We start from the raw sequence: 24,732 nt of genomic DNA on the forward strand, positions 1-24,732 counted from the left end.
ATCCGGGAAGCTGGACCGGCATCGTCTTCCGGTCCTTACGCGGCGTGCGCGAACCGCTGTCGATCGCTGTCCGCACTCACCGTCCTCTCGCGCTCCTTGCGTGCCGTACTACGGGCGGCCCGCTCGGCGCGACGTGCTTCGCGGGCGAGCCGCTCGGCGTCGGCGCGGCGGATCAGTTCGGCCTGCATGACCTTGTGGAGCTCGTACTCGTACATGTGATTCCCCTGGTGACGTGGGCCGTTGGGCCCGGTGGCGGCAGTTCGTCTGCCGTGCCTCCACTTTCGTCCTCCGGGGGGTGCCGGCGCATCGGGCGAGTTCCGCATCTCCGGCGGGCGGGTGCCTTAGGCGCGTGCCCGGTTCACCGCACACGGACCGCGAACGCCCCCGCGGATGCCTTAGCCGGCTCCGGGGGGCGTCGTACGGAAGGGGGAGTTCCGGTCCGTCGGGTCAGCTTCCCGCTGGCGTCGCGGCCGCTGTGGGCAGGGCGACGATGAGGTCGAAGTACATGCCCACGGAGACCAGCACGCCGATCACGCCGAGCGCGATGCCGCCCTTGGCCACCGCGCGGACCCAGCCGGCCTGCGGGTGCGCGGAGGGGGCGCCGAACGCGGGCCGGACCAGGACGTAGCAGCCGACCAGCAGGGCGACGAGTCCGAAGATGCCGTTGACCAGGGCGGTGGCGTGCCAGGCGTCGCCGTAGATCTCGGAGATCTGCTGGGCGGCCGAGCCGCCGGACGACGTCTTGATCTGCCCGATCAGGGTCTCGCGCTCTGCGGCGACCCGGCCGCTCCAGGCTCCGGTGAGCGAGACGATGCCGAGGCCGACGGAGACGACGGCCGCGGCGGCGGTGCCGAGACCGGCGGACTCCTTGCCGGACCCGTCGTCGTCCAGGTCATCATCATCCAGGCCCAGACCCAGGCCCAGGTCCGCGTCCGAGTCCGGGTCCGGGTCGAGGTCCTGCTCCGCCCCGTCCCGGTCCGAGGGCTCAGTGGCCTCTGCGGACTCCGTGCGTGCCTTGTCGAGCCGCCCCGCCGTCTCGGGTCGCTCCGCCGCGTCCTTCGCGCCGGCGGTGTCTGTGGCGGCCTTCTCTGCCGTCTTCTTCTCTCCGTCGCCCTCGGCGACGGGAGCTGTGGGAGTGATGGGAGTGGTGGGGTTCATTTCCCGCACGCTAGGCGTCCCGGATGAGAACGTTCTTAACGCCCCGCCGCACCCGGCTCCCCCGCCCCCGCACAGCCGCTCCGAACCACTCCCGGCTCCTCCCGGCCGCTTCCGGCCGCTCCGGTCAGCGAACGCGGCTCCGGTCAGCGAACGCGCTGGGGGGCCGGTACCGCCTCGCCGTCCGGGCTCGCGCCCGCCGCCGGGATCCGCGCACGCGAGGACCGGCATTCGGGCGGCTCGATGCTGAGCCTCGGCAGTCTGCGGTCCAGCCAGCCCGGCAGCCACCAGTTCGCCCCGCCCAGCAGGTGCATCAGGGCGGGAACCAGCAGTGTGCGCAGCACGAAGGCGTCCAGCGCGACGGCCGAGGCGAGCGCGATCCCGAACATCGCGATGACCCGGTCACCACTGAGCACGAACGCGAGGAAGACCGAGATCATGATCACCGCCGCCGAGTTGATCACCCGGCTGGTCTCCGCGAGGCCGACCCGGACCGCCCGCCGGTTGTCGCCGGTCTCCAGCCACTCCTCGTACATCCGGCCGACCAGGAACACCTGGTAGTCCATGGAGAGGCCGAACAGCACGGACACCATGATGACCGGCAGGAAGGGTTCGATCGGTCCTGAGCTGCCCAGCCCCAGCAGCTCGCTCCCCCACCCCCACTGGAAGACCGCGACGACCACGCCGAACGAGGAGGCGACCGCCGCCACGTTCATCGCCGCCGCCTTCAGCGGGATGCCGACCGACCGGAAGGCCATCAGCAGGAGCAGGCAGCCGAGCCCTATGACGACACCGATGAAGAGCGGGAGTTTCCCGATGATGATCTGCGCGAAGTCGTCATAGCTGGCCGTCACACCACCGACATGGGTGCGCAGCGAGGTGTGGTCGGCCGCCTGCGGCAGCACGTCCGTACGGAGCCGGTCGACGAGCGCGCTGGTCCGCTGGGACTGCGGCGCCGAGTCCGGTACGACGGTGACGAACGCGGTGTCGCCGCTGGAGTTGTACGTGACCGGGTAGGCCCATGCGACTCCCTCGGTGTTCCGCAGCGTCGCGGGCAGCGCGTCCATCGCGAGGCGGTCGTCCGCGCCGTCCAGCTGTGCGGCGATGGTCAGCGGTCCGTTGACGCCGGGGCCGAATCCGTCGGCCAGCAGGTCGTACGCCTGCCGGGTGGTCGAGGACTTCGCGTTGTTCCCCTGGTCGGAGCTGCCGAGGTGGAGCGAGAAGGTGGGGAGCGCGAGGACCAGCATCACCGCCACCGCGATCCCGCCGAGCAGCTTGGGGTGCCGCTCGACGAAGGCGGACCAGCGCGCGGCGAACCCGGTGGGCAGGTCCGGCCGAGGTCCGTCCTGGGCGAGCCGTCTGCGCTCGCGGCCGCTCAGCGCCCGCATGCCGATGAGGGACAGCAGGGCGGGGAGCAGGGTCACGGCGGCCGCCACGGTCAGTACGACGGTGAGCGAGGCGGCGACGGCGACACCGTTGAGGAAGTTCAGCCGCAGGATCAGCATGCCCAGCAGCGCGATGCAGACGGTGGCCCCGGCGAAGACGACGGCGCGTCCGGTCGTGGCGACCGCGTACTGCGCCGCCTCCGGGACGCTCATGCCGCGTCTGAGCCCCCTGCGGTGCCGGGTGACGATGAAGAGGGCGTAGTCGATGCCCACCCCGAGCCCGACGAGCATGCCGAGCATGGGGGCGAAGTCGGCCACCGTCATCAGGTGTCCGAGCAGCACGATGCCCGCGTAGGCGGTGCCGACCGAGACGAGGGCGGTGGCGATGGGCAGCATGCTGGCAGCGAGCGAGCCGAAGGCGAGGAAGAGCACGACGGCCGCGACGACGACCCCGATGGCCTCGCTGAGATGTACGGCGGGCGCCTCGGTGAGGGCTATGGCCGAGCCGCCCAGTTCGACCTGGAGGTGGGGGCCGGCGGCGGCCTTCGCGGTGTGGACGACCGACTGGGCCTGTTCCACCGGTACGTCGTCGGCCTGCCGGTCGAAGGTGACCGTGGCGTAGGCCGTGCGCCCGTCCGCGCTGATCTGTCCGGCGCCCGCCTGGGTGTAGGGCCCGGCCACGGCGCCGACGCCGGGCAGCTGTTCGACCGCGTGCAGGGTTCTGGTCAGCTTCTGCTCGACGTCGGCCGCGCGCACGGTGGAGTCGTCGGTGTGCCAGACGATGGTGTCGGTGTCCCCGCCGAGATTGGTGAAGCCGCTCTTCAGGAGCGCGGCTGCGTGACCGGACTCGGTGCCGGGTGCCTCGTAGTCGTTCGTGTAGGAACTCCCCGCGATCGCCGCACCCGCGGCCGTGCCGCCGAGGGCGAGCAGCCAGAGGAGGACGGCGACGAGGCGGTGTGCGATGCACCAGCGTGCGATGGCAGCCAAGGGACGAGCTCCCTGCGGGTTCGTGGTCTCCTGCGGACAGCTCGGCAGAGCCGTCCGCAGGAGAACGCATGACCTTGAGAACCGTCACTCTGACAGCCAACTGTGATCATTTGCCCGATTCGTGGCCTTACTCACAGGCGTCGGATCCGCATATGGGCGACATGGCTTCGGCCGTCCGGCGGACTCGCGGAGGGCGGGTCACACCCCGATCACCCGCAGCGCCCCCCAGAGCGCGACCGTCGACACCGCCAGCGTCGCCGGTACGGTCAGCAGCCCGAGCCGGGTGAAGTGGCCGAGCTCCGGCGCCTCGTCGTGCGTGTGCAGGATGCGGCGCCACAGCAGGGTGGCGAGCGAGCCGACGTACGTGAGGTTCGGCCCGAGGTTCACCCCGATCAGCGCGGCCAGCAGCGGCCCCGGTCCGGCCGCCGCGACGACCGGGAGCAGGGCGAGGATCGCGGGCAGGTTGTTGATCAGGTTGGCGAGCACCGCCGCGACCGCGGCCACCGCCAGCAGCGCGCCCAGCGAGGAGCCCTCCGGCAGGAGCCGGGCGATGCCGGTGCCGAGACCGTGGTCGACGACCGCCTTGACGACGACGCCCAGCGCCAGCACGAACAGGCAGAACGGCACGTTGGCGGAGTGCACCAGCCCCTTCGCGGTGGTCTCCCGCCTCAGCAGCGCCCGTACGGCCAGCACGACGGCGCCCGCCAGCGCCGCCCACAGCGGTTCCGCGCCCGCGAACGAGGTCACGACGAACCCGCACAGCGTCAGCACCAGGACGACCAGGGTGAAGACGGGCAGCCCCGGCCGCTCCCCGTCCTGCTCCGGCGGATGCGCGCCCGCCGCCAGGTCGGCCGCGAAGAACCGGCGCAGGATGACGTACTCGACGCCGATCGCCGCCAACCACGGCAGCGTCATCAGGGCCGCGAAACGGGTGAAGGAGAGACCGCTGGCCGTGAACGCCAGGAGGTTGGTGAGGTTGGAGACGGGGAGCAGGAGCGAGGCGGAGTTGGCGAGGTGCGCGCAGGCGTACACGTACGGGCGGGGGCGGGCCCCGACGCGGGCTGCGGTCGCGAGGACGACCGGGGTCAGCAGGACCACGGTGGCGTCCAGGCTGAGCACCGCCGTGATCACAGACGCGACGACGAAGACGCCCGCAAGCAGAGGACCGGTCCGCCCGCCGCAGGCGCGGGCCACCAGGTCACCGGCGGCCCTGAAGAGCCCTTCGTCGGCGCAGAGCTGCGCCAGCACCAGGATCGCGGCGAGGAATCCGACGACCGGCAGCAGGTCGCCCACCTGGGACCTGGCCTCGGGCCAGGAGACCGCGCCGAGCGCGATCACGAGCACCGCGGCGGGCACGGCGACGGTCGCCTCCGGCAGCCCCCTGGGGCGTACGACGGCGAACGCCAGCACCCCCAGCAGGAGGGCGACGGAGACGATCTCGGCGGTGACGGTGCTCAGCGGACTCTCTCCGGACCGGTGAAAAGGGGGCGGCGCGCCGGGCAGGACCCGGTGCACCGCCCCCTCGGGACGTGCGGGAAGGGCTCAGCCCTCGACGCCGAGCTTCTCCAGGATCAGCTCACGCACCCGGGCCGCGTCCGCCTGGCCGCGGGTGGCCTTCATGACGGCGCCGACGAGCGCGCCGGCCGCGGCGACCTTGCCGCCGCGGATCTTGTCCGCGATGGCGGCGTTGCCCGCGATGGCCTCGTCGACCGCCGTGGACAGCGCGCCCTCGTCGGAGACGACCTTCAGGCCGCGCTTCTCGACGACGGTGTCCGGGTCGCCCTCGCCCGCGAGGACGCCTTCGAGGACCTGGCGGGCCAGCTTGTCGTTGAGGTCACCGGAGGCGACGAGCTCGGCCACCCGGGCGACCTGCGCGGGGGTGACACCCAGCTCGTCGAGGCCCCGCCCCGTCTCGTTGGCGTTACGGGCCAGCTCGCCCATCCACCACTTGCGGGCCTGGTCGGCGGGGGCGCCCGCGTCGATCGTCGCGACGATCAGCTCGACCGCGCCCGCGTTGAGGATGGACTGCATGTCGTGCTCATTGACGCCCCACTCCTCCTTGAGCCGGGCGCGGCGCAGCCGGGGCAGCTCGGGAAGCCCGCCCCGGAGCTCCTCGACCCAGTCCCGGGCCGGGGCGACCGGCACCAGGTCGGGCTCGGGGAAGTAGCGGTAGTCCTCGGCGTTGTCCTTGATGCGGCCGGCCGTGGTGGAGCCGTCCTCCTCGTGGAAGTGCCGGGTCTCCTGCACGATCGTGCCGCCGGAGTTCAGCACCGCGGCGTGGCGCTGGATCTCGAAACGGGCGGCCCGCTCGACGGAACGCAGCGAGTTCACGTTCTTCGTCTCGGAGCGGGTACCGAACGCCTCGCGGCCGTGCGGGCGCAGCGACAGGTTCACGTCGCAGCGCATCTGGCCCATCTCCATCCGGGCCTCGGAGACGCCGAGCGCCTTGATGAGCTCGCGCAGCTCGGCGACGTACGCCTTGGCGACCTCTGGCGCCCGTGCGCCCGCTCCCTCGATCGGCTTGGTGACGATCTCGATGAGCGGGATGCCCGCGCGGTTGTAGTCGAGCAGGGAGTGGGACGCGCCGTGGATACGGCCGGTGGCGCCGCCGACGTGGGTCGACTTGCCGGTGTCCTCCTCCATGTGGGCGCGCTCGATCTGCACCCGGAAGATCTCCCCGTCCTCCAGCTGGACGTCCAGATAGCCGTCGAAGGCGATCGGCTCGTCGTACTGGGAGGTCTGGAAGTTCTTCGGCATGTCCGGATAGAAGTAGTTCTTCCGGGCGAACCGGCACCACTCGGCGATCTCGCAGTTCAGCGCGAGGCCGATCTTGATGGCGGACTCGACGCCGATCTCGTTGACGACCGGCAGCGCGCCCGGCAGCCCGAGGCAGACCGGGCAGGTCTGCGAGTTGGCGTCCTGCTTGAGCTCGGTGGAGCAGCCGCAGAACATCTTGGTCTTGGTACCCAGCTCGACATGGACTTCGAGGCCCATGACGGGGTCGTACGTCGCGAGGGCGTCCTCGTACGACTCCAGGTCAATGACAGCAGTCACGGTGAAAACTTTCCCTCTCAGCCCAGCAGGACGTCGTCGTCGCCGAGACGCTTCAGTTCGCGATAGAGGATCGCGAGGCCGGTGACGATGGCGGCGGCGGACACGGTCGCGTCGATGAGACGCAGCGTGTCGTTGTCGTTCCGCGCGAGCCTGATCTGCTTGGCAACACTGATCGCGCCGAACGCGGTGCTGCCGAGCGATACGTACAGCCCGGTCTTGGACTTCTTGAAGTTCGTGGCCTTCTTTGCCATGGCACTCATAGCGACGGAGCCTCCTCAAGCAGTGGGTGTCCCCACTTTTCCACGAAGGCGGCCTCAACGGCGGCTCCGACCTTGTAAAGCCGGTCGTCCTTCATGGCGGGGGCGATGATCTGCAGCCCGACCGGCAGGCCGTCCTCAGGTGCCAGGCCGCAGGGCAGCGACATGGCGGCGTTGCCGGCCAGGTTGGTCGGAATGGTGCACAGGTCCGCGAGGTACATGGCCATCGGGTCGTCGGCGCGCTCGCCGATCGGGAAGGCGGTGGTGGGCGTCGTCGGGGAGACGATCACATCGACGCCGCCCTCTCCGAAGGCCTTCTCGAAGTCCCGCGTGATCAGGGTGCGGACCTTCTGCGCGGAGCCGTAGTACGCGTCGTAGTAGCCGGAGCTGAGCGCGTACGTGCCGAGGATGATGCGGCGCTTGACCTCGTCGCCGAAGCCGGCCTCGCGGGTGAGCGCGGTGACGTCCTCCGCGGACCTCGTGCCGTCGTCCCCGACGCGCAGGCCGTAGCGCATGGCGTCGAAGCGGGCGAGGTTCGAGGAGCACTCGGACGGCGCGATCAGGTAGTACGCCGAAAGGGCGAGGTCGAAGGACGGGCAGTCCAGCTCGACGACCGTGGCGCCGAGCGACTTCAGCAGCTCGACCGACTCGTTGAAGCGCTGGACGACACCGGCCTGGTAGCCCTCGCCGGAGAACTGCTTGACGACTCCGACCCGCATGCCCTGTACGGAGCCGTTGCGGGCGGCCTCGACGACCGGCGGGACCGGGGCGTCGATGGAGGTCGAGTCGAGCGGGTCGTGTCCGGCGATGGCCTCGTGCAGCAGGGCCGCGTCCAGGACCGTACGGGCGCAGGGGCCGCCCTGGTCGAGGGAGGAGGAGAAGGCCACCATGCCGTAGCGGGAGACGCCGCCGTAGGTGGGCTTGACGCCGACGGTGCCGGTGACGGCGGCGGGCTGGCGGATGGAGCCGCCGGTGTCCGTGCCGATGGCGAGCGGGGCCTCGAACGACGCGAGGGCGGCGGAGGAGCCGCCGCCGGAGCCGCCGGGGATGCGGGTGAGGTCCCACGGGTTGCCGGTCGGGCCGTAGGCGCTGTTCTCGGTGGAGGACCCCATGGCGAACTCGTCCATGTTGGTCTTGCCGAGGATGACGACGTCGGCGGCCTTGAGCCGCTTGGTGACGGTCGCGTCGTAGGGCGGGACCCAGCCTTCGAGGATCTTCGAGCCGACGGTGGTCGGCATGTCCTGCGTGGTGAAGATGTCCTTGAGCGCGAGCGGGACGCCGGCCAGCGGGCCGAGCTTCTCGCCCGCGGCCCGCTTCGCGTCGACGGCACGGGCCTGCGCGAGCGCGCCCTCGCGGTCGACGTGCAGGAAGGCGTGGACCTTCTCGTCGACGGCCTCGATCCGGGCCAGGTGGGCCTCGGTGACCTCGACGGCCGTGAGCTCGCCGGAGGCGATCTTCGCGGCGGTCTCCGCGGCGGTGAGCTTGATGATGGTGCTGATGTCCGTCATGGCTGTTTAGTCCTCCCCCAGGATCTGCGGCACCTTGAAACGCTGCTGCTCCTGGGCCGGGGCGCCGGAGAGCGCCTGCGCGGGGGTGAGCGAGGGACGGACCTCGTCCGCCCGCATGACGTTGGTCAGCGGCAGCGGATGGGAGGTCGGCGGTACGTCTTGGTCGGCGACCTCGGAGACGCGGGCGACCGCGCCGATGATGTCGTCGAGCTGACCGGCGAAGTGATCGAGCTCTTCGCCCTTCAGCTCCAGACGCGCCAGCCGGGCGAGGTGGGCGACCTCCTCGCGCGTGATGCCAGGCATGCAGCGATCCTCAGGGGTTGGTGTGTGGTTTTGGCCCAATCCTATGGGGTGTCCGGGTGCGCGAAATCAAGCCCGTCCGGCATTGAGGACAAAGCGGCCTCCGGGCGCCCCACCGCAGCCCCGTGCCCCGCCCTACGTCGTCGCCGGCCGTGAGCCCGCCGTCCGCCCGGACGGCCGCTGCTCCAGCTCGGGCGTCGCCGCGGCGGCCACACTCGCCGCGGCTGCCGCGGCCGCCGCCGCTGCCGCCAGCTCGGCCGGCCGCCGCCACCCGTGCTCGCCCCGCGCCCGCAGCCACGCGGTCGTCTCCTGCGGCGGCATCGCGGCCGCCACCAGCCAGCCCTGCACCGCGTCGCAGCGCAGGTCCCGCAGCCGCTCCCAGGTCTCGTCGTCCTCGACGCCCTCTGCGACGACCAGCAGGCCCAGCGAATGGGCCAGGTCGATCGTGCAGCGGACGATCTCCGCGTCCTCGTGGTCGATGGCGAGCCGGGCCACGAAGGAGCGGTCGATCTTGAGCTCGCTGACCGGCAGCCGGCGCAGGTGTACGAGGGAGGAGTACCCCGTGCCGAAGTCGTCCAGGGACATCTTCACGCCGTGCCCGGTCAGCCCGGCCAGCGTGTCCGCGGCCCGCTGCGGGTCCTCCAGCAGCACGTGTTCCGTTATCTCCAGCTGCAGGGCGCCCGCCGGGACGCCGTGCCGGGCCAGCCGGGCCGCGACGCCGCCCGCGAATCCGGGGGTGTGGACGTCGCGCGGGGAGACGTTGACCGCGACCGGGACGAACAGTCCCTGGGCCCGCCACCGGGCGACCTGGGCGAGCGCCGTCTCCAGTACGTACTCGGTGAGGTGCGGCATCAGCCCGGACGACTCCGCGATCGCGATGAACTCGTCCGGAGGGACCCGCCCCCGCTCCGGGTGCACCCAGCGGACCAGGGCTTCGAGGCCGGCCACCTGTCCGTCGAAGCGGACCTTGGGCTGGTAGTGCAGCTCGACCTCCCCGGCGTCCAGCGCGCGCCGCAGGTCGCCGAGGAGCCCGAGGCGGTCCGGGGTGTTGCTGTCGCGCTTCGACTCGTACACCTCGACGCCCGTGCGGTCGCGCTTGGCCTGGTACATGGCCACGTCCGCGCGGCGCAGCAGCCCCTCGGCGTCCACCGCGTGTTCGGGGTAGACGGCGACACCGGCGCTGGCCTCCAGCACCAGGGTGAGCCCGTCGAGGTCCAGTGGCGAGGAGAGCGCGGCGACCAGATGGCGGGCGACCCGCATGGCGCTGGTGGTGGAGTCGGCGGTGGGCAGCAGGACGGCGAACTCGTCGCCGCCGAGCCTGGCCACCTCCGCCCCGCGCGGCAGGGCGAGGCGCAGCCGTTCCGCTATCTGCAGCAGCAGCCGGTCCCCGGCCAGATGGCCGAGGGTGTCGTTGACCGCCCGGAAGCGGTCGAGGTCGATCAGGACCAGTCCGGCCCGGGAGCCGACGCTCTCGGCCTCCTCCAGGGCCGTCCAGGTGCGTTCCAGCAGCCACTGGCGGTTCGGCAGGCCGGTCAGCGGGTCCCGCAGCTGCTCCTCCGCCCGCGCCCGTGCGATCCAGAGCGTGGAGTCGAGTGCGATCAGCGGGACCGCGAAGAGCGGCAGCAGGACCGGCATGGCCATGGCGACGACGCAGATCAGCGGTGCGATGCCGAGCAGCGCGACCGCGACGAGGCCCTGGCGGAGCAGCGCGGTGCGGGCCGCGGTCGGCAGCCCGCCGCCCTGGGGTGAGCGGGCGTACCAGAGCAGTACCCGGGTGACGAGCAGATAGGTGGAGGCGGCGAGGAGGACTTCCGGGACGGCGTCGATGCCCCAGTCGAGTGGCTGCCAGGGTGACTCGACGGTCTGCACCTCACCGAACGCGGCCATGACCAGGGCCGCCGCGCCCACCCCCAGGATGTCCACCGCGCCGTGCAGCAGCCCCTGCCACCAGCGGTGCCTGCGGGCCATCCCGACGAGTACGACCACGACCAGGCTGACCAGTCCGGCGGGCACCCAGCCGTAGAGCAGCAGCACCGCGAGCGTGAGGGCGGCCCCGGAGCCGGTGCCGCCCCACCAGCGGTCGCGGCCGAGCGCGACCAGGTGGCCGACGACGATCCCGGTGAGCACGGCGAGCGACCAGCCGGCCTTCCCGTCCGGGAAGATCGCGTGTCCGCCGCTCACGGTCCGGTAGAAGCCGGTCGCGAGCTGGACGGTGGCGAGGGCCACGACGACGATGCCCACCTTGGGCGTGAGTCCGGCGAAACCCTGCAGCCGCGACACCGGTGCGGCGTTCTCGGTCGGTTTCATTCCGTCCCTCTCACAGCCGGCGGTGCCGATGTCACTGATCGTTGCGTTCCCTGCCACCGCGCACGGCACACCCCCGTGGCCGGCCTCCGCAGGCGCATCCCTCAACAGTAGGCCGCAGAGGGCTTCCAGGGGCAGCGGTCTACATCTCTTGCCCGAATGCGAACCGACCGTCCGTCAGCATCTGCTATGCGCCGACCGGGTGAATCCGGGCGTACGCCCACGACTCCCGGCACCGCGGCCCGGCGCTACTCCCCGGCGCCGGCTTCGGCCCCCTCGTCCTCCTCCGTCCCGGCCGGCACAGCGGCCTCGCGCGCCGCGTCGGGTCCGTCCGCGAGCAGTACGGCGAAGCCGTCGTCGTCCAGCACGGGGACCTTCAGCTGCACGGCCTTGTCGTACTTGGAGCCGGGGTTGTCACCGACCACCACGAAGGAGGTCTTCTTCGAGACGGATCCGGTCACCTTCGCCCCGCGGCTCTGGAGGGCTTCTTTCGCGCCATCCCTGGTGTGCGAGTCCAGGGTGCCGGTGACGACGACGGTGAGTCCTTCGAGCGGCCTGGGCCCCTCCTCCTCACCGGCCCCCTCGTCCTCCATCCGGACCCCGGCCTCCCGCCACTTGCGCAGGATCTCCCGGTGCCACTCCTCGGCGAACCACGCCTTGACCGAGGCGGCGATGATCGGTCCGACCCCGTCGGCGTCGGACAGCTCCTGCTCGGTGGCCTCGTCGATCCGGTCGATGGAGCGGAACTGACGGGCCAGCTCCTGCGCGGCGACCGGCCCGACGTGGCGGATCGAGAGCCCGGTGAGGATGCGGGCCAGCGGGGCTTCCTTCGCCGCCGCGATGGCGTCCAGCATCGCCACGGCGTTCTTCTTCGGCTCGCCCTGCTGGTTGGCGAAGACCAGCGCGGTCTTCTCCTCCCCCGTCTTCGGGTCGCGCTTGGGCAGCCCGCTGTCCATGTCGAGAACGTAGGCGCGGATGGGCAGCAGCTGCTCGACGGTCAGTCCGAAGAGATCGCCCTCGTCGCGCAGCGGCGGCTCCGCGGGCTCCAGCGGGCGGGTCAGGGCGGCGGCCGCGACATAGCCGAAGTGGTCGATGTCCAGGCACTTGCGGCCCGCCAGATAGGCGACGCGCTCGCGCAGCTGGGCCGGGCAGGAGCGGGCGTTCGGGCAGCGGACGTCGATGTCGGCCTCCTTCATGGGCCGCAGCTCCGTGCCGCACTCGGGGCACTCGGTGGGCATGACGAACGCCCGCTCGGTGCCGTCGCGGAGGTCGACGACCGGCCCGAGGATCTCGGGGATCACGTCGCCCGCCTTGCGGAGCACCACCGTGTCACCGATCAGGACGCCCTTGCTCCGCACCACGTTCTGGTTGTGCAGGGTGGCGAACTCGACCTCGGATCCCGCCACTTCGACCGGCTCGACCTGCGCGTACGGAGTGACGCGGCCGGTGCGGCCGACGCCGACGCGGATGTTGACCAGCTTGGTGTTGACCTCCTCCGGCGCGTACTTCCAGGCGATCGCCCAGCGCGGGGCGCGCGAGGTGGAGCCGAGCCGGCCCTGGAGCGGGATCTCGTCGAGCTTGACGACGACGCCGTCGATCTCGTGCTCCACCGAGTGCCGGTTCTCGCCGAAATAGGCGATGAACTCGCGTACGCCGTCCAGGGAGTCGACCACCTTGTTGTACTTGGCGGTGGGCAGGCCCCAGGCCTGGAGCAGCTCGTAGGCGTGCGAGAGGCAGTCGATGTCGAAGCCCTCGCGGGCGCCGATGCCGTGGACGACCATGTGGAGCGGGCGGCCCGCGGTGACCTTGGGGTCCTTCTGGCGCAGTGAACCGGCCGCCGCGTTGCGCGGGTTGGCGAAGGGCTTGTCGTCCGCCTCCACCAGCCGGGCGTTCAGCTCCTCGAAGCCCTCCATCGGGAAGAAGACCTCGCCGCGGATCTCGACGAGCGCCGGGATGCGGTCGCCCTTCAGCCGGTGCGGGATCTCCGCGATCGTGCGGACGTTGGGCGTGATGTCCTCGCCGGTGCGGCCGTCGCCCCGGGTCGCGGCCCGGGTCAGCAGTCCGTGCTCGTAGGTGAGGTTGACCGCGAGACCGTCGATCTTCAGCTCGCACAGGAAGTGGTAGCCGGTGGCGCCGACGTCCCGGGCGACGCGCTCGCCCCAGGTGGCCAGCTCCTCGTCGTCGAAGGCGTTGTCCAGGGACAGCATCCGCTCGCGGTGCTCGACTGAGGTGAACTCCGTCCGGTAGGGCCCCGCGACCTTCTGCGACGGCGAGTCGGGCGTGCGCAGCGGCGGATACGTGTCCTCCAGGGCCTCCAGCTCACGCATCAGCCGGTCGAACTCGGCGTCGCTGACGACCGGCTGGTCGTTCACGTAATAGCGGAAGCGGTGCTCCTCGATCTGTTCGGCGAGGAGTGCGTGCCGCTCGCGCGATTCCGGCGGCACCTCCGTCCCTGCCTGCACCGGCCCTGCCGTCTGCTCTTCGCCGGCCATCGTCCCGTCCTCCCGTTACCCAGTGCCCCGTTACTCAGGGTTGTCCGCAAGCGATTTCGCGGCCCGGGCGCAGTGGGCGAGCGCGGCCCGTGCGTACGCGGGTGACGCGCCCGCGAGGCCGCATGACGGAGTGATCGCGACGGACTCGGTCAGAGTCCCCGGATTCAGCCCCAGCCTGCGCCACAGCGTCCTGACACCCATGACGCTACCGCCCGGGTCGGACAATCCGTCCGAGGCCGGGTCTGTGCCCGGCACCACCCCGAGGAACAGCTGGGTACCGCCCTCGACGGCTTCCCCGATCGCCTCCTCCTCACGCTCGGTGAGCAGCGAGAAGTCGAACGAGATGCCGTCCGCCCCGGCCCTGCGCAGCAGCGCGAACGGGACCTCCGGCGCGCAGGTGTGGACGAGCGTGGCGCCCTCGCCCGCCGCGCCCAGCACCTCGCGCAGGGTGGATTCGACGAGCTGGCGGTCCACCGCCCGGTAGGTGCGGTAGCCGCTCGCCGTCCTGACCTGTCCGCGCAGGACGCCGGTCAGGGAGGGTTCGTCGAGTTGCAGGATCACCCGGGCGCCGGGCATCCGGCGGCGGACCTCCGCGAGGTGGTCGCGCAGCCCCTCGGTCAGCGATCCGGCCAGGTCGCGGCAGGCGCCCGGGTCACCGAGCACGGCCTCGCCGCCCCGGCGCTCCAGGGCGGCGGCCAGCGTCCAGGGCCCGACGGCCTGCACCTTGAGCGGGCCCTCGTAGCCCTGGGTGAACTCCTCCAGCGCGTCGAGGTCCTCGCCCAGCCAGGAGCGGGCCCGGCGGGTGTCGCGCCCCGGCCGGTCGCTGATCCGCCAGCCGCTGGGCTCGACGTGCCCGTACATCTCGACGAGCAGTCCGATGGTCCGCCCGATCATGTCGGCGCCCGGTCCGCGCGCGGGCAGTTCCGCCAGATACGGCACGCCCTGGCCGTCCCCGAAGGAGCCGGTGACGGTCTTCGCCGCCTCCCGTGCGTCCCCTCCGGGCATCGAACCGATTCCGGTGGCCGGGCACCCGCTGAACTTGCTCTTCTCGCTCACGCGGGAAGCCTACGGCCGTTCGCTGCGGGTGCCGTCAGCGGCCGGGGCGGACCGTGAGGTCGTTGACCTCGGCGTCTCGCGGCAGGTCGATCGCCATCAGGATCGTGGTGGCGATGGACTCCGGGTCGATCCAGCGCTCGGCGTCGTACTCCTTGCCCTCCTGCTGGTGGACCTTGGCCTGCATGGGGCTCGCGGTGCGACCGGGGTAGACGGTGGTCACCCGGACCCCGTTGCCGTGCTCCTCGTGGCGGAGCGAGTCGGCCAGCGCCTTCAGCCCGTGCTTGCTCGCCGCGTAGGCGCTCCAGCCGGGGCTCGCGGCGAGCCCGGCGCCGGAGTTGACGAAGAGGACGTGGCCCTCTGCGACGCGCAGCTGCGGCAGGAAGAGCCGGGTGATCTCGGCCGGTGCCACCAGGTTGGCGTTGAGCTGGGCGTGCCAGGCCTTGGGGGTGAGCTCCCCGACCTGACCGAGCTCGACGACGCCCGCGATGTGCATCAGTGAGTCGAGCCGCTCCGGCACCGGCTGCTGGGCGAAGGCCCAGGAGAGCCGGTCCGGGTTGGCGAGGTCCCCGACGATCGTGCGGGCGCCGGGGTGCATGGCGGCGAGTTCCCTGGCGCGGCCCGCGTCGCGGGCCAGGAGGACGAGGTCGTCGCCGCGCTCGGTGAGACGGCGGGCGACTGCCGCGCCGATGCCGGAACCGGCGCCGGTGATGAGGTGAGTGGACATGCCCCCATCGTCGCACCCGTCACGGCCCTCCCCTCACGTCACCAGGGGCACATCACTGCAGGCCGGACGACTCCTCCAGGTAGGCCAGGGCGCCCACGCCGTCCTTGGCGAAGAACACCAGGTCTGTCAGCGGGAGCGGCAGGAAGCCCTCGTCCTCCATGCGCTGGAACTGCTGGCGCAGTCCGTCGTAGAAGCCCGCCGTGTTGAGCAGCACGACCGGCTTGGTGTGCTTGCCGTGCTTCTTGAGCTCCAGGATCTCGGTCGCCTCGTCGAGGGTGCCGGTGCCGCCCACCATGATCACGACGGCGTCGGACTTCTCCAGGAGGAGCGCCTTGCGCTCCGCGAGGTCACGCGCGATCACCATCTCGTCCGCGTTGGTACGGGCCTTCGCGGCCAGGAAGTCCACCGAGACCCCGACCAGCTTCCCGCCCGACTCCTGCACGCCGTCGGCCACGACCTTCATCAGCCCGCTCTCCGAGCCGCCCCAGACCAGGGTGTGTCCGCCCCGGCCGAGCAGTTCGGCGAATTCGCGGGCGGGCCGGGTGTAGCGCTCGTCGAGGTCGGCGGCGGAGAGGAATACGCAGATGTTCATGGCCTCCACGGTAGAACCCGCCACCGACAGCCGTTGCGCCGGGGAAGAACAGCCCTGCCGCCGGGGAAGAAACGGGCGTGCCCCGCCGCTGAACCAGACATGACTGCCACCCGAGGACACCTCATCACCGTGGAGCCCGCCGCCGAGCACGTGCGCGTGATCCGCGACGGCGTACTGCTGGCGGAGAGCCGGCGCCCGCTCGTCCTGCGCGAGACCGGCTGTCCCGTGCGGTACTACCTGCCGCCCGAGGACGTCCGGACCGAGTTGCTGACGGCCTCCGACACCCGGACCCACTGCCCGTTCAAGGGGGATGCCTCCTACTGGTCGCTGCCGGACGCGGCGGACCTGGTCTGGGCGTACCCGGAGCCGAAGGAGGAAGTCGCCGCGATCAGGAACCACTTCTGCTTCTACGACACCGAGACGGTCGCCGACTGAAGCCTGACCGGAGGTCAGCACCGGAGGTCAGCACGGGTCAACAGCCCCTGTGAGCAGGTGCGGAGGGAAAGTCCAGAAACTTTTCGCTCCTGGCGATGAGTTTTCCGGCACCCCGCAGTCCACCTTCACATGGACAAGACTCTCTCCCGCGACGGCACCCTGATCGCGTACCGGCGCCGGGGTGAAGGACCGCCGGTGATCCTGGTGGGCGGGGCCCTGGCCACGGCCGCGACCGAGGCCCCGCTGGCACGCCTGCTGGCGCCCCGCTTCCATGTGGTCACCTACGACCGGCGGGGCCGGGGCGACAGCGGTGACCGCGCGCCGTACGCGGTGGAACGCGAGATCGAGGACCTGGGCGCGCTCGTCGACGCGGTCGGCGGCCGCCCCTCGGTGTTCGGCGTCGGAGCCGGCGGCGCGCTGGCCCTGGAGGCGCAGGCCGCCGGGCTCCCCGTCGATCAGCTCGCGGTGTACGAACCGCCCTACACTCCCGGCCCCGCCGGTCTGCTGTTCAAGGCGGACTGCACGGCCCGGCTGCACCGGCTGCTGTCCGCCGGGGACCGGGACGGCGCGGTGGAGCTGTTCCTGAGCGTGACGGGCATCCCGGCCGATCTGATCGCCAGGATGCGGCGGGCACCGCTGTGGCGGACCCTGGAGTCCGTGGCGCACACCCTGGCGTACGACGACGCGCTGCTCGGCGACGGCGCGGTGCCGGCCGCACGCTTCGCCTCCGTCACGGCGCGGACCCTGGTGGTCGGCGGCGGTTTCAGCCCGGACACCGCCAGGGCGGCGAGCCAGGAACTGGCCGACGCCCTCCCCCGGGGCCGCCACCGCACGCTCACGGGCCAGGCCCGGGAGCTGGCACCGCAGGTGATCGCTCCGGTGCTGGCGGAGTTCTTCACCCGGCACGTGTACGCGGGCCGGGCGTCCTGAGGGGGGCCTGAAACGACTCCGCGCGGCCACGCCCGTACAGGGGTCGGGCGTATCCGCGCGGAGTACGAGCGGTGCGGCGGTTCAGCCCGCCGCGGCCGTCTCCCGCCGCACCGTCGTCGCGATCGTGGCCGAGCCGACCACGCGCGTCCCGTCGTACAGCACGACCGCCTGGCCCGGGGCCACGCCCCGTACCGGCTCGGTGAACGAGACGCTGAGGGTGCCGTCGAGGAGTTCGGCGCTCACCTCGGTCTCGCCGCCGTGGGCGCGCAGCTGGGCGGTGTACGTGCCGGGGCCGGACGGCGGGGTGCCGCACCAGCGGGGCTTGATCGCGGTCAGGGCGGTCACGTCGAGTGCCTCGACGGGGCCGACGGTCACCGTGTTGTTCACCGGGGAGATGTCCAGGACGTAGCGCGGCTTGCCGTCGGGCGCGGGGTGGCCGATGCGCAGGCCCTTGCGCTGGCCGATGGTGAAGCCGAAGGCGCCCTCGTGGGTGCCGAGCTTGGTGCCGGACTCGTCGAGGATGTCGCCCTCCGCCGTGCCGCCGAGACGGTCGGCCAGGAAGCCCTGGGTGTCGCCGTCGGCGATGAAGCAGATGTCGTGGCTGTCGGGCTTCTTGGCGACGGCCAGACCCCGGCGCTCGGCCTCCGCGCGGATCTCGTCCTTGGTGGTGAGGGTGTCACCGAGCGGGAACATCGCGTGGGCGAGCTGGCGCTCGTCCAGCACGCCCAGCACGTAGCTCTGGTCCTTGGCCATGTCGGAGGCGCGGTGCAGCTCACGGCTGCCGTCGGCGGCGAGCACGACCGTGGCGTAGTGGCCGGTGGAGACGGCGTCGAAGCCCAGCGCGAGGGCCTTGTCGAGCAGCGCGGCGAACTTGATCTTCTCGTTGCAGCGCAGGCACGGGTTGGGGGTGCGGCCGGCCTCGTACTCCGCGACGAAGTCCTCCACGACGTCCTCGCGGAAGCGTTCCGCCAGGTCCCAGACGTAGAAGGGGATACCGATGACGTCCGCGGCGCGGCGGGCGTCACGGGAGTCCTCGATGGTGCAACAGCCCCGCGCCCCGGTCCGGAAGGACTGCGGGTTCGCGGACAGGGCGAGGTGCACACCGGTCACGTCGTGGCCCGCCTCTGCGGCGCGGGCGGCGGCGACGGCGGAGTCGACCCCGCCCGACATGGCGGCGAGGACACGGAGGGGGCGCTGGGAAGTCTGAGTCATAGCTCCACCAGGGTACGGGGCGGCGGGAACCGAACGCTCGTGGATATGCGTTGTCGCTCACATGGGGACCAAGGGCACGACAGGCGCCGAGGGCTCGGGCACCGGCATCAGCCGGCGTTCGGTGCTGATCGGTGGCGCCGTCACGGCGGCCGGCACGGCCGCGCTCGCCCGTGACCAGCTGAAACGTGCCTGGTGGCGGCTGCCGGGCGTGGAGAAGCCCCGTAAGCCCGGCGAGGTGGACTACGCGCGGGCCCGATGGACGGCGGCCTCGCCGTCGAACTGGCGGCGGGCGGACCGCCCCGACGACTACGGCATCGACCGGGTCGTCATCCATGTCACGCAGGGCAGCTTCCAGAGCGCCGTCAGGGTCTTCCAGGACCCTCGGCACGGGGCGGCGGCGCACTACGTGGTGCGCAAGGACGGCCATGTGGAGCAGATGATCCGCGAGCTGGACGTGGCGTTCCACGCGGGCAACCGCTCGTACAACGAACGCAGCGTCGGCATCGAGCACGAGGGCTTCGTGGACCGCCCGCAGGACTTCACGGCGGCGATGTACGCGGCGTCCGCCCGGCTGACCGCGGCGATATGCGGGCGGTACGGGATACCGGTGGACCGGAAGCACATCATCGGGCACGTGGAGGTGCCGGGCGCCGATCACACGGACCCGGGCAGGGGCTGGGACTGGGACCGCTACATGAAGCTGGTGCGGGCGGCGCGGCGCCGCAGCGCCGCATGATCCGGACGCGAGGCCCCGGGCCCGCTCCGCCGTCGGTCAGCTGAGACCAGGCCGCCGTCGCTCAGCTCAAGCCGGGGCCGCCAGCGCTCAGCTCAGCCCGGCCGTCCTGGCCCGTTCCACCGCCGGGCCGATCGCCCGTGCCACCTCGTCGATGTCCTGCTTGGTCGTGGTGTGGCCGAGCGAGAAGCGCAGGGTGCCGCGCGCCAGGTCCGGGTCCGTGCCGGTGGCGAGCAGGACGTGACTGGGCTGGGCGATCCCGGCCGTGCAGGCGGAGCCGGTCGAGCACTCGATGCCCTGGGCGTCCAGCAGCAGCAGGAGGGAGTCGCCCTCGCAGCCGGGGAAGGTGAAGTGTGCGTTGGCCGGGAGCCGCCCGCCGGGGGCCGGGTCGCCGCCGAGGAGGGCGTCCGGGACCTCCGCCAGCACGGCCGCGACCAGCTGGTCGCGCAGGCCCCCGGTCTCCCGGGCGAAGTCCTCGCGCCCGTCGGCGGCGAGCCGTCCCGCGACGGCGAACGCGGCGACGCCGGGAACGTCCAGGGTGCCGGAGCGCACATGGCGCTCCTGCCCGCCGCCGTGCAGCACGGGTACGGGGGTGTGGTCGCGGCCGAGCAGCAGTGCGCCGACGCCGAACGGGCCGCCGATCTTGTGGGCGCTGACGGTCATCGCGGCCAGTCCCGAGCGGGCGAAGTCGACTTCCAGCTGGCCGAAGGCCTGCACCGCGTCGGCGTGCATCGGCACATCGAACTCGCGTGCCACCGAAGCCAGTTCACGTACCGGCATGATGGTGCCGATCTCGTTGTTGGCCCACATCACGGTGATCATCGCGACGTCGTCGGGGTTGCGGGCCAGCGCCTCGCGCAGCGCGTCCGGGTGGACGCGCCCGTAGCGGTCGACGGGAAGGTACTCGACGCTCGCGCCCTCGTGCTCGGCCAGCCAGTCCACGGCGTCGAGCACCGCGTGGTGCTCGACGGGGCTGGCCAGCACCCGGGTGCGGCGGGGATCGGCGTCGCGGCGGGCCCAGTACAGGCCCTTCACCGCGAGGTTGTCCGCTTCGGTGCCGCCGGAGGTGAAGACCACCTCGCTGGGGCGTGCGCCGAGGGCGTCGGCGAGGGTCTCTCTGGACTCCTCGACGGTACGGCGGGCCCGGCGCCCGGCGGCGTGCAGGGAGGACGCGTTGCCGGTGACAGCGAGCTGGGCGGTCATCGCCGCGATCGCTTCCGGGAGCATCGGGGTGGTCGCGGCGTGGTCGAGGTAAGCCATGGTGGGCTCGATTCTACGAGCCTGCGGCGGGGCGCAGGGCGGGCGCATGGAGCATTGCGGCCCGCGCACCGCGGAATCGGCGCCTGCGCACCGCGATTTCGGTGCCCCGTGCACCGGTATCGCTCTTCGTCAGCCGCTGAAGCTCCAGCCGACAGCGCCGTTCCCGGTGACGAGGAAGGCCAGCACCACCAGGTCGGCGACGCCGAGCGCGAGCCCCAGCAGGGCGCGGCCGCGGCGGGCGGTGGACCTGGCCAGGGCGATGACCGCCATCACGATGGCTGCCGGGCCCAGCAGGATGTTCATCACCAGCAGTCCGACTAGACCGAGGACGAATGAGGCGACCGCGAGGGCGTCGGCATCACGGGTGGCCCGGCCGGACCGGCCGGACCTGACCGGGGCGTCGGCGGCCGGGTCGGCGGAGGTCGCGGCGTCGGCGGCCGGGTCGGCGGAGGTCACGGCGTCGGCGGCCGGGTCGGCGGAGGTCACGGCGTCGGCGGCCGGGTCGGCGGAGGTCGCGGCGTCGGCGGCCGGGTCGGCCGGACCGGCACCGTCCGTCGTCGCGGAGCGGCGGCCGAGTGTGGTGAGCGTCATGGTGCGGACTCCTTCGGGGTGGATGCGGCGGGGTGTCGGCCGGCGGCCTTGTCCGTCAACGGGACCGGCGCTGGGCGCCGAGGCGCTCGCGCAGGGCGAAGACCAGCAGCCAGCAGCCGATGAGAGCGCCGAGGACGAGAGTCAGCGGCAGCGGTATGTGGGCCACCGCTCCCAGCACGATCCCCAGCAGAAGCAGGGCGACGACGAGGACGATCATGGCCGGCCTTTCCACGATTGAGAGCACGAGTGTTCACTGACTTGCCAGTCTAGACCCGCGCACCCCTTCCCCGGGCTGGAGAACAGTTGTTTACTGAATGGCATGAGTCACACCGCCGGCACCCGCCAGGCCAAGAAGCTGAGGACCCGCCAGGCCCTGCTGGACGGCGCCCTCGGACTGCTGGAGGAGCAGAGCCTGAGCAGCCTCGGGCTGCGCGAGGTGACCCGCGCGGGCGGTGTCACGCCGACGGCCTTCTACCGGCACTTCGACGACATCGCCGCGCTCGGGGTCGCTCTCGTCGAGCAGACGCTGGGCAGCCTGCACGGAATGATCGGCGCGATCCTGGCCGAGACCGGCGACAGCGAGGTCCGGCTCGACCGCAGCGTCGAACTGATAGCGCGCCATGTCCGTGAGCAGCCCGCGCACTTCCGGTTCATCGCCCGCGAGCAGCACGGCGGGGTCGGCCAGGTCCGCGAGGCCATCGCCGCCCAGCTCCGGCTGTTCACCGAGGAGGTGGCGGCGGCGCTCGCCGGGGAGCCGGAGTCGCGGGGCTGGAGCGAGGAGGATCTGCTGATGCTGGGCGGCCTCTACGTCGACCACATGGTGATCACCGCCTCCGCGCTGCTGGACGCGGGCCCGGACGGCGGACGGGCGGTGGCAGAGGTGGCCCGGCGCCGACTGCGGCTGGTCACCCTCGGCCGGCTGCACTGGCTGGACGCCACACCCTGATCCGGCCTGATCCGGTCTGATCCGGACACCGGACTCCAAGGACAGGACAGCCCCTAGGCTGGCGCACATGAGCGACGACGACGCATGGGTCCTGGACCGCACGTTCCACAGCTCCGCCGGGGAGGTCCGCTGGGCCGTGCTGGGGCCGGCCGACGCACCGCCCGTCGTCCTGGTGCACGGGACGCCCTTCTCCTCGTACGTCTGGCGCGGGGTGGCCCGCGCGCTGGCCCAGGACCGCCGGGTGTTCGTCTGGGACCTGCCCGGGTACGGCGCCTCCGCCCAGTTCGAGGGCCAGGACGTCGCGCTCGGTTCGCAGGGCCGGGTGCTCACCGAGCTCCTGGCCCACTGGGAGCTGGCCGAACCCGCCGTGGTCGCCCATGACTTCGGCGGCTGCGTCGCCCTGCGCGCCCATCTGCTGCACGGCGCCCGCTACCGCCGCCTGGCGCTGGTGGACCCGGTGGCGCTGGCGCCCTGGGGCTCACCCGCCTACCGGCTGCTCGGCGGGCACCCGGAGGTCTTCGGGCAGCTGCCGCCCGCGCTGCACCGGGCGCTGGTGCGCGAGTACGTGAGCTCGGCCGGCCACACCGGACTGCGTCCGGAGGTCCTGGACCGGCTGGTCGAGCCGTGGTGCAACGAGGCCGGACAGCCCGCCTTCTACCGGCAGATCAGCCAGAACGACCAGCGGTTCACCGATGAGATCCAGCACCGCTACGCCGGGATCGAGCTGCCGGTGCTGATCTGCTGGGGCGCCGAGGACACCTGGATCCCGGTCGAACGCGGCCACGAACTGGCCTCCCTCGTGCCCGGATCCGAGCTGCGGATCATCGAGGGCGCCGGGCATCTGGTGCAAGAGGACGCGCCGGCCGAACTGACCGCCGCGCTCACCGGCTTCCTGCGGACGCCCCCGGCCCCTGACCCCCGTACAGCGCCATGACCGCGGCCGCGTGCTCGGCGACCACCGTGCGCGCGGCGGGCGGTGCGAGGATCTCGACGTTCGGGCCGAAGGAGAGCAGGGAACGCGCCCACTCCACCGACTCCACGGCCAGTTCGGCCCGCAGCCACTCGCCGTCCCGCTCCTCGGGCCGGGGCTCCCCGGTGAGCACGGCCGCGTTCAGCCGCAGGAACAGGTCAAGGCGGGAGCGGTGCACCCGTACCAGCAGGGTCACGCCACCGCGCCGTTCCTCGACCTGACGGCGCAGCGCCTCCCACACCTGGGCCAGTTCCACGCCGGGCCTGCGCACCACCGCTTCGTCGGTGAGGACGGCCCGCCGCACCCGGTCCGCGCGGAAGAGACCGGGCTCGCCGTCCCGGTCGGCCACCAGGTACCAGACGCCCGCCTTCACCACCAGTCCGTACGGATCGACGGTGAGGGTGCGCGCGCTCCGCGTGCCGCTGTGCCGGTAGTCCAGCCGCAGCCGCCGGTCGGCGAAGACCGCGTCGTGCAGCTCGGCGATGTCGACGGCGGCCGGCGGGCCGCTCATCCAGCGCACCGGGTCGACCAGGATCCGCCGGCTGGTCAGCTCGGCGGCGGGCCGGTGCGGGGCGGGCAGCGCGGCCATCACCTTGCGCAGCGCGGAACCGATCGCCGCGTCGAGGCCCAGCGCCGCGTGGGCGCCGTCCGCCGCCAGCACGAACAGGGCGCGCGACTCGTCCGCGGTCAGCCCGGTGACATCGGTGCGGAACCCGGGCAGCAGGGCGATCCCACCGTGCCTGCCGCGTTCCGCGTAGACGGGGACACCGGACGCGGAGAGCGCCTCCACGTCCCGGTAGATGGTGCGTACGGAGACGTCGAGGCGCTCGGCGAGCTCGGGCGCGGGGACCGGGCCGCGGGTCTGGAGCAGCAGCAGGATCGAGAGCAACCGGTCGGACTTCACCGCACCAGCATCCCCCGGTTCCGGCCTGCGCGGGGTGTCAGCTGCGCGGGGCCCTGGCGAGCTGCCGGGACTGGGCGACCAGCCGGTCGGCGCTGTCCCAGACGTCGGCGTCCTCCTCCAGGAAGCCGCCCGCGAGGTTGCGGGTGGTGATGGAGACGCGGAGCGGGCCGGGGGCCGGGCGGCAGCGGATGTGGGTGGTGAGTTCGATGGTCGGGGTCCAGCCCTTGAGCCCCAGCTCGAACGAGGTCGGCGGCAGCGCGTCGACGGTGAGCAGCAGCGAGAGCGGGTCGGCGTCGCGGCCGTCCGCGAGCCCGAACCAGCCGCGCATCTCGCCCTTGCCGGACGGCTGCCCCACGGCCCAGCCGATCGTCGCCGGGTCCAGCTTGATGTCGAGCCGCTCGGTGATGGCCGAGCTGCCGGGGATCGGGGCCGGTCCGTCGCTCGGGCCCAGGCAGTGTTCGCGGGGCGGGATGGCGGGCACCTTCGCCGTGGTGCGGATCTCGTCGCTCAGGGCGTCCAGTTCGCAGTAGGTGGCGAGGACCCGGATGCGTTCGACCTCGGTGCCGTCGTCCGCGTACTGGAAGAGGGAGGCCTCGCCGGTGGAGAGGGTGCGGCCGGTCCGGACGACCTGGGTGCGGATCACCGCGGGCCCGGGGACGGACGCGGTGAGGTAGTGCGCGGAGACCGAGAGGGGGTCCGGGTGCGGGAGGGCCTCGCCGAGGGCGCGGCCGAGCAGCGCGAGCAGGTAGCCGCCGTTGACGGCACGGATGATCGTCCAGCCGGCGGAGAGCTCGGCGTCGTAGACGCCTTCCTCGCGAAGGGTGACGGCGGTGTCCCGGTCGAACTCGCTGTCACCGATGGTCGCCTGCGCGGCCTCTGCTGCCTGCGTTGCTGCCTGTGCCATGAAACGCACCGTACACCGATTGTATTACTGAGC

At 72.2% G+C, this 24,732-nt stretch carries 24 protein-coding genes; 5 read left to right on the plus strand and 19 right to left on the minus strand.

What is annotated here, in order from left to right; translation table 11 throughout:
- Positions 1–35: 35 nt before the first annotated feature.
- The 13 genes from ACZ601_RS35010 to ACZ601_RS35070 all read right to left on the minus strand — a co-directional run bounded on the left by ACZ601_RS35010 (position 36) and on the right by ACZ601_RS35070 (position 15,814).
- A complete protein-coding gene (locus tag ACZ601_RS35010) occupies positions 36–215 on the minus strand; it encodes a hypothetical protein (RefSeq protein ID WP_469545416.1) in 180 nt (59 codons plus the stop codon).
- Between the two features lie 232 nt (positions 216–447).
- Positions 448–1,158 carry a hypothetical protein gene (locus tag ACZ601_RS35015; RefSeq protein ID WP_469545418.1) on the minus strand — a complete coding sequence of 237 codons (711 nt, stop codon included), beginning with the start codon at positions 1,156–1,158 and terminating at the stop codon, positions 448–450.
- A 143-nt stretch (positions 1,159–1,301) separates the two neighbouring features.
- Entirely contained in the window at positions 1,302–3,527 is a 2,226-nt protein-coding gene (locus ACZ601_RS35020; protein ID WP_469545420.1) for an MMPL family transporter, read from the minus strand.
- Positions 3,528–3,725: 198 nt separating this feature from the next.
- Positions 3,726–4,985: an SLC13 family permease gene (locus ACZ601_RS35025; protein WP_469545488.1), complete on the minus strand. Its 1,260-nt coding sequence runs from the start codon at positions 4,983–4,985 to the stop codon at positions 3,726–3,728.
- An 84-nt stretch (positions 4,986–5,069) separates the two neighbouring features.
- Positions 5,070–6,581, minus strand: a complete 1,512-nt coding sequence (gene gatB / locus ACZ601_RS35030; protein ID WP_469545422.1) for an Asp-tRNA(Asn)/Glu-tRNA(Gln) amidotransferase subunit GatB — start codon at positions 6,579–6,581, stop codon at positions 5,070–5,072.
- A 17-nt stretch (positions 6,582–6,598) separates the two neighbouring features.
- Positions 6,599–6,841, minus strand: coding sequence for a hypothetical protein (locus ACZ601_RS35035; RefSeq protein WP_079193645.1), 243 nt, complete (start codon positions 6,839–6,841; stop codon positions 6,599–6,601).
- Positions 6,838–8,346, minus strand: coding sequence for an Asp-tRNA(Asn)/Glu-tRNA(Gln) amidotransferase subunit GatA (gene gatA, locus ACZ601_RS35040; protein WP_469545424.1), 1,509 nt, complete (start codon positions 8,344–8,346; stop codon positions 6,838–6,840). Before gatA ends, ACZ601_RS35035 begins: the two co-directional genes overlap by 4 nt.
- Before the next feature lie 6 nt (positions 8,347–8,352).
- Entirely contained in the window at positions 8,353–8,649 is a 297-nt protein-coding gene (gene gatC, locus ACZ601_RS35045; protein WP_003966094.1) for an Asp-tRNA(Asn)/Glu-tRNA(Gln) amidotransferase subunit GatC, read from the minus strand.
- A 132-nt stretch (positions 8,650–8,781) separates the two neighbouring features.
- Entirely contained in the window at positions 8,782–10,953 is a 2,172-nt protein-coding gene (locus ACZ601_RS35050) for a putative bifunctional diguanylate cyclase/phosphodiesterase (RefSeq protein WP_469545427.1), read from the minus strand.
- A gap of 245 nt (positions 10,954–11,198) precedes the next feature.
- Positions 11,199–13,442, minus strand: coding sequence for an NAD-dependent DNA ligase LigA (gene ligA, locus ACZ601_RS35055; RefSeq protein ID WP_469545429.1), 2,244 nt, complete (start codon positions 13,440–13,442; stop codon positions 11,199–11,201).
- Between the two features lie 30 nt (positions 13,443–13,472).
- Entirely contained in the window at positions 13,473–14,498 is a 1,026-nt protein-coding gene (locus ACZ601_RS35060; protein ID WP_469545431.1) for a methionine synthase, read from the minus strand.
- Positions 14,499–14,532: 34 nt separating this feature from the next.
- The gene (locus ACZ601_RS35065) at positions 14,533–15,222 is read right to left on the minus strand and encodes an SDR family oxidoreductase (RefSeq protein ID WP_440575768.1); all 690 of its coding nucleotides are present in this window, start codon (positions 15,220–15,222) and stop codon (positions 14,533–14,535) included.
- Between the two features lie 52 nt (positions 15,223–15,274).
- A complete protein-coding gene (locus tag ACZ601_RS35070; RefSeq protein ID WP_469545433.1) occupies positions 15,275–15,814 on the minus strand; it encodes an LOG family protein in 540 nt (179 codons plus the stop codon).
- A gap of 99 nt (positions 15,815–15,913) precedes the next feature.
- Between ACZ601_RS35070 and ACZ601_RS35075 the strand changes: the two genes are divergently transcribed.
- The gene (locus tag ACZ601_RS35075) at positions 15,914–16,249 is read left to right on the plus strand and encodes a DUF427 domain-containing protein (protein ID WP_469545435.1); all 336 of its coding nucleotides are present in this window, start codon (positions 15,914–15,916) and stop codon (positions 16,247–16,249) included.
- Between the two features lie 129 nt (positions 16,250–16,378).
- A complete protein-coding gene (locus tag ACZ601_RS35080; RefSeq protein ID WP_469545437.1) occupies positions 16,379–17,179 on the plus strand; it encodes an alpha/beta fold hydrolase in 801 nt (266 codons plus the stop codon).
- A gap of 81 nt (positions 17,180–17,260) precedes the next feature.
- Here the strand turns inward: ACZ601_RS35080 and mnmA are convergent, their stop codons facing one another.
- The gene (gene mnmA, locus ACZ601_RS35085) at positions 17,261–18,391 is read right to left on the minus strand and encodes a tRNA 2-thiouridine(34) synthase MnmA (RefSeq protein ID WP_469545439.1); all 1,131 of its coding nucleotides are present in this window, start codon (positions 18,389–18,391) and stop codon (positions 17,261–17,263) included.
- Positions 18,392–18,452: 61 nt separating this feature from the next.
- On the opposite strand from mnmA, the gene ACZ601_RS35090 reads away from it, so the two are divergent.
- Complete coding sequence (locus ACZ601_RS35090; protein ID WP_469545441.1) at positions 18,453–19,127, plus strand: N-acetylmuramoyl-L-alanine amidase; 675 nt, start codon at positions 18,453–18,455, stop codon at positions 19,125–19,127.
- Between the two features lie 87 nt (positions 19,128–19,214).
- Here the strand turns inward: ACZ601_RS35090 and ACZ601_RS35095 are convergent, their stop codons facing one another.
- From ACZ601_RS35095 to ACZ601_RS35105, 3 genes are all read right to left on the minus strand, one after another.
- Positions 19,215–20,384, minus strand: a complete 1,170-nt coding sequence (locus ACZ601_RS35095; protein WP_469545443.1) for a cysteine desulfurase family protein — start codon at positions 20,382–20,384, stop codon at positions 19,215–19,217.
- 129 nt (positions 20,385–20,513) lie between these two features.
- A complete protein-coding gene (locus ACZ601_RS35100; RefSeq protein ID WP_469545490.1) occupies positions 20,514–20,870 on the minus strand; it encodes a DUF4190 domain-containing protein in 357 nt (118 codons plus the stop codon).
- 160 nt (positions 20,871–21,030) lie between these two features.
- Positions 21,031–21,207: a hypothetical protein gene (locus tag ACZ601_RS35105; protein ID WP_469545493.1), complete on the minus strand. Its 177-nt coding sequence runs from the start codon at positions 21,205–21,207 to the stop codon at positions 21,031–21,033.
- A gap of 87 nt (positions 21,208–21,294) precedes the next feature.
- On the opposite strand from ACZ601_RS35105, the gene ACZ601_RS35110 reads away from it, so the two are divergent.
- Positions 21,295–21,921, plus strand: coding sequence for a TetR family transcriptional regulator (locus ACZ601_RS35110; protein ID WP_469545445.1), 627 nt, complete (start codon positions 21,295–21,297; stop codon positions 21,919–21,921).
- A 67-nt stretch (positions 21,922–21,988) separates the two neighbouring features.
- A complete protein-coding gene (locus ACZ601_RS35115) occupies positions 21,989–22,855 on the plus strand; it encodes an alpha/beta fold hydrolase (protein WP_469545447.1) in 867 nt (288 codons plus the stop codon).
- Here ACZ601_RS35115 and ACZ601_RS35120 read toward each other — a convergent pair.
- Both ACZ601_RS35120 and ACZ601_RS35125 read right to left on the minus strand, forming a co-directional pair.
- On the minus strand, positions 22,803–23,795 hold the full coding sequence (locus ACZ601_RS35120) for a helix-turn-helix transcriptional regulator (RefSeq protein ID WP_469545449.1): 993 nt from the start codon (positions 23,793–23,795) through the stop codon (positions 22,803–22,805). The genes ACZ601_RS35115 and ACZ601_RS35120 overlap by 53 nt on opposite strands.
- Before the next feature lie 37 nt (positions 23,796–23,832).
- Entirely contained in the window at positions 23,833–24,699 is an 867-nt protein-coding gene (locus ACZ601_RS35125; RefSeq protein WP_469545451.1) for a thioesterase family protein, read from the minus strand.
- Between the last annotated feature and the right edge of the window lie 33 nt (positions 24,700–24,732).

Source organism: Streptomyces sp. NPDC104307, assembly GCF_055584045.1.

Bases quoted from the DNA above. Each gene is read 5' to 3' on its own strand.
- ACZ601_RS35010 (WP_469545416.1), bottom strand. From the start codon at position 215: ATGTACGAGTACGAGCTCCACAAGGTCATGCAGGCCGAACTGATCCGC.
- ACZ601_RS35015 (WP_469545418.1), bottom strand. From the start codon at position 1,158: ATGAACCCCACCACTCCCATCACTCCCACAGCTCCCGTCGCCGAGGGC.
- ACZ601_RS35035 (WP_079193645.1), bottom strand. From the start codon at position 6,841: ATGAGTGCCATGGCAAAGAAGGCCACGAACTTCAAGAAGTCCAAGACC.
- gatA (WP_469545424.1), bottom strand. From the start codon at position 8,346: ATGACGGACATCAGCACCATCATCAAGCTCACCGCCGCGGAGACCGCC.
- gatC (WP_003966094.1), bottom strand. From the start codon at position 8,649: ATGCCTGGCATCACGCGCGAGGAGGTCGCCCACCTCGCCCGGCTGGCG.
- ACZ601_RS35050 (WP_469545427.1), bottom strand. From the start codon at position 10,953: ATGAAACCGACCGAGAACGCCGCACCGGTGTCGCGGCTGCAGGGTTTC.
- ligA (WP_469545429.1), bottom strand. From the start codon at position 13,442: ATGGCCGGCGAAGAGCAGACGGCAGGGCCGGTGCAGGCAGGGACGGAG.
- ACZ601_RS35065 (WP_440575768.1), bottom strand. From the start codon at position 15,222: ATGTCCACTCACCTCATCACCGGCGCCGGTTCCGGCATCGGCGCGGCA.
- ACZ601_RS35070 (WP_469545433.1), bottom strand. From the start codon at position 15,814: ATGAACATCTGCGTATTCCTCTCCGCCGCCGACCTCGACGAGCGCTAC.
- ACZ601_RS35075 (WP_469545435.1), top strand. From the start codon at position 15,914: ATGACTGCCACCCGAGGACACCTCATCACCGTGGAGCCCGCCGCCGAG.
- ACZ601_RS35080 (WP_469545437.1), top strand. From the start codon at position 16,379: ATGGACAAGACTCTCTCCCGCGACGGCACCCTGATCGCGTACCGGCGC.
- mnmA (WP_469545439.1), bottom strand. From the start codon at position 18,391: ATGACTCAGACTTCCCAGCGCCCCCTCCGTGTCCTCGCCGCCATGTCG.
- ACZ601_RS35090 (WP_469545441.1), top strand. From the start codon at position 18,453: ATGGGGACCAAGGGCACGACAGGCGCCGAGGGCTCGGGCACCGGCATC.
- ACZ601_RS35095 (WP_469545443.1), bottom strand. From the start codon at position 20,384: ATGGCTTACCTCGACCACGCCGCGACCACCCCGATGCTCCCGGAAGCG.
- ACZ601_RS35110 (WP_469545445.1), top strand. From the start codon at position 21,295: ATGAGTCACACCGCCGGCACCCGCCAGGCCAAGAAGCTGAGGACCCGC.
- ACZ601_RS35115 (WP_469545447.1), top strand. From the start codon at position 21,989: ATGAGCGACGACGACGCATGGGTCCTGGACCGCACGTTCCACAGCTCC.
- ACZ601_RS35125 (WP_469545451.1), bottom strand. From the start codon at position 24,699: ATGGCACAGGCAGCAACGCAGGCAGCAGAGGCCGCGCAGGCGACCATC.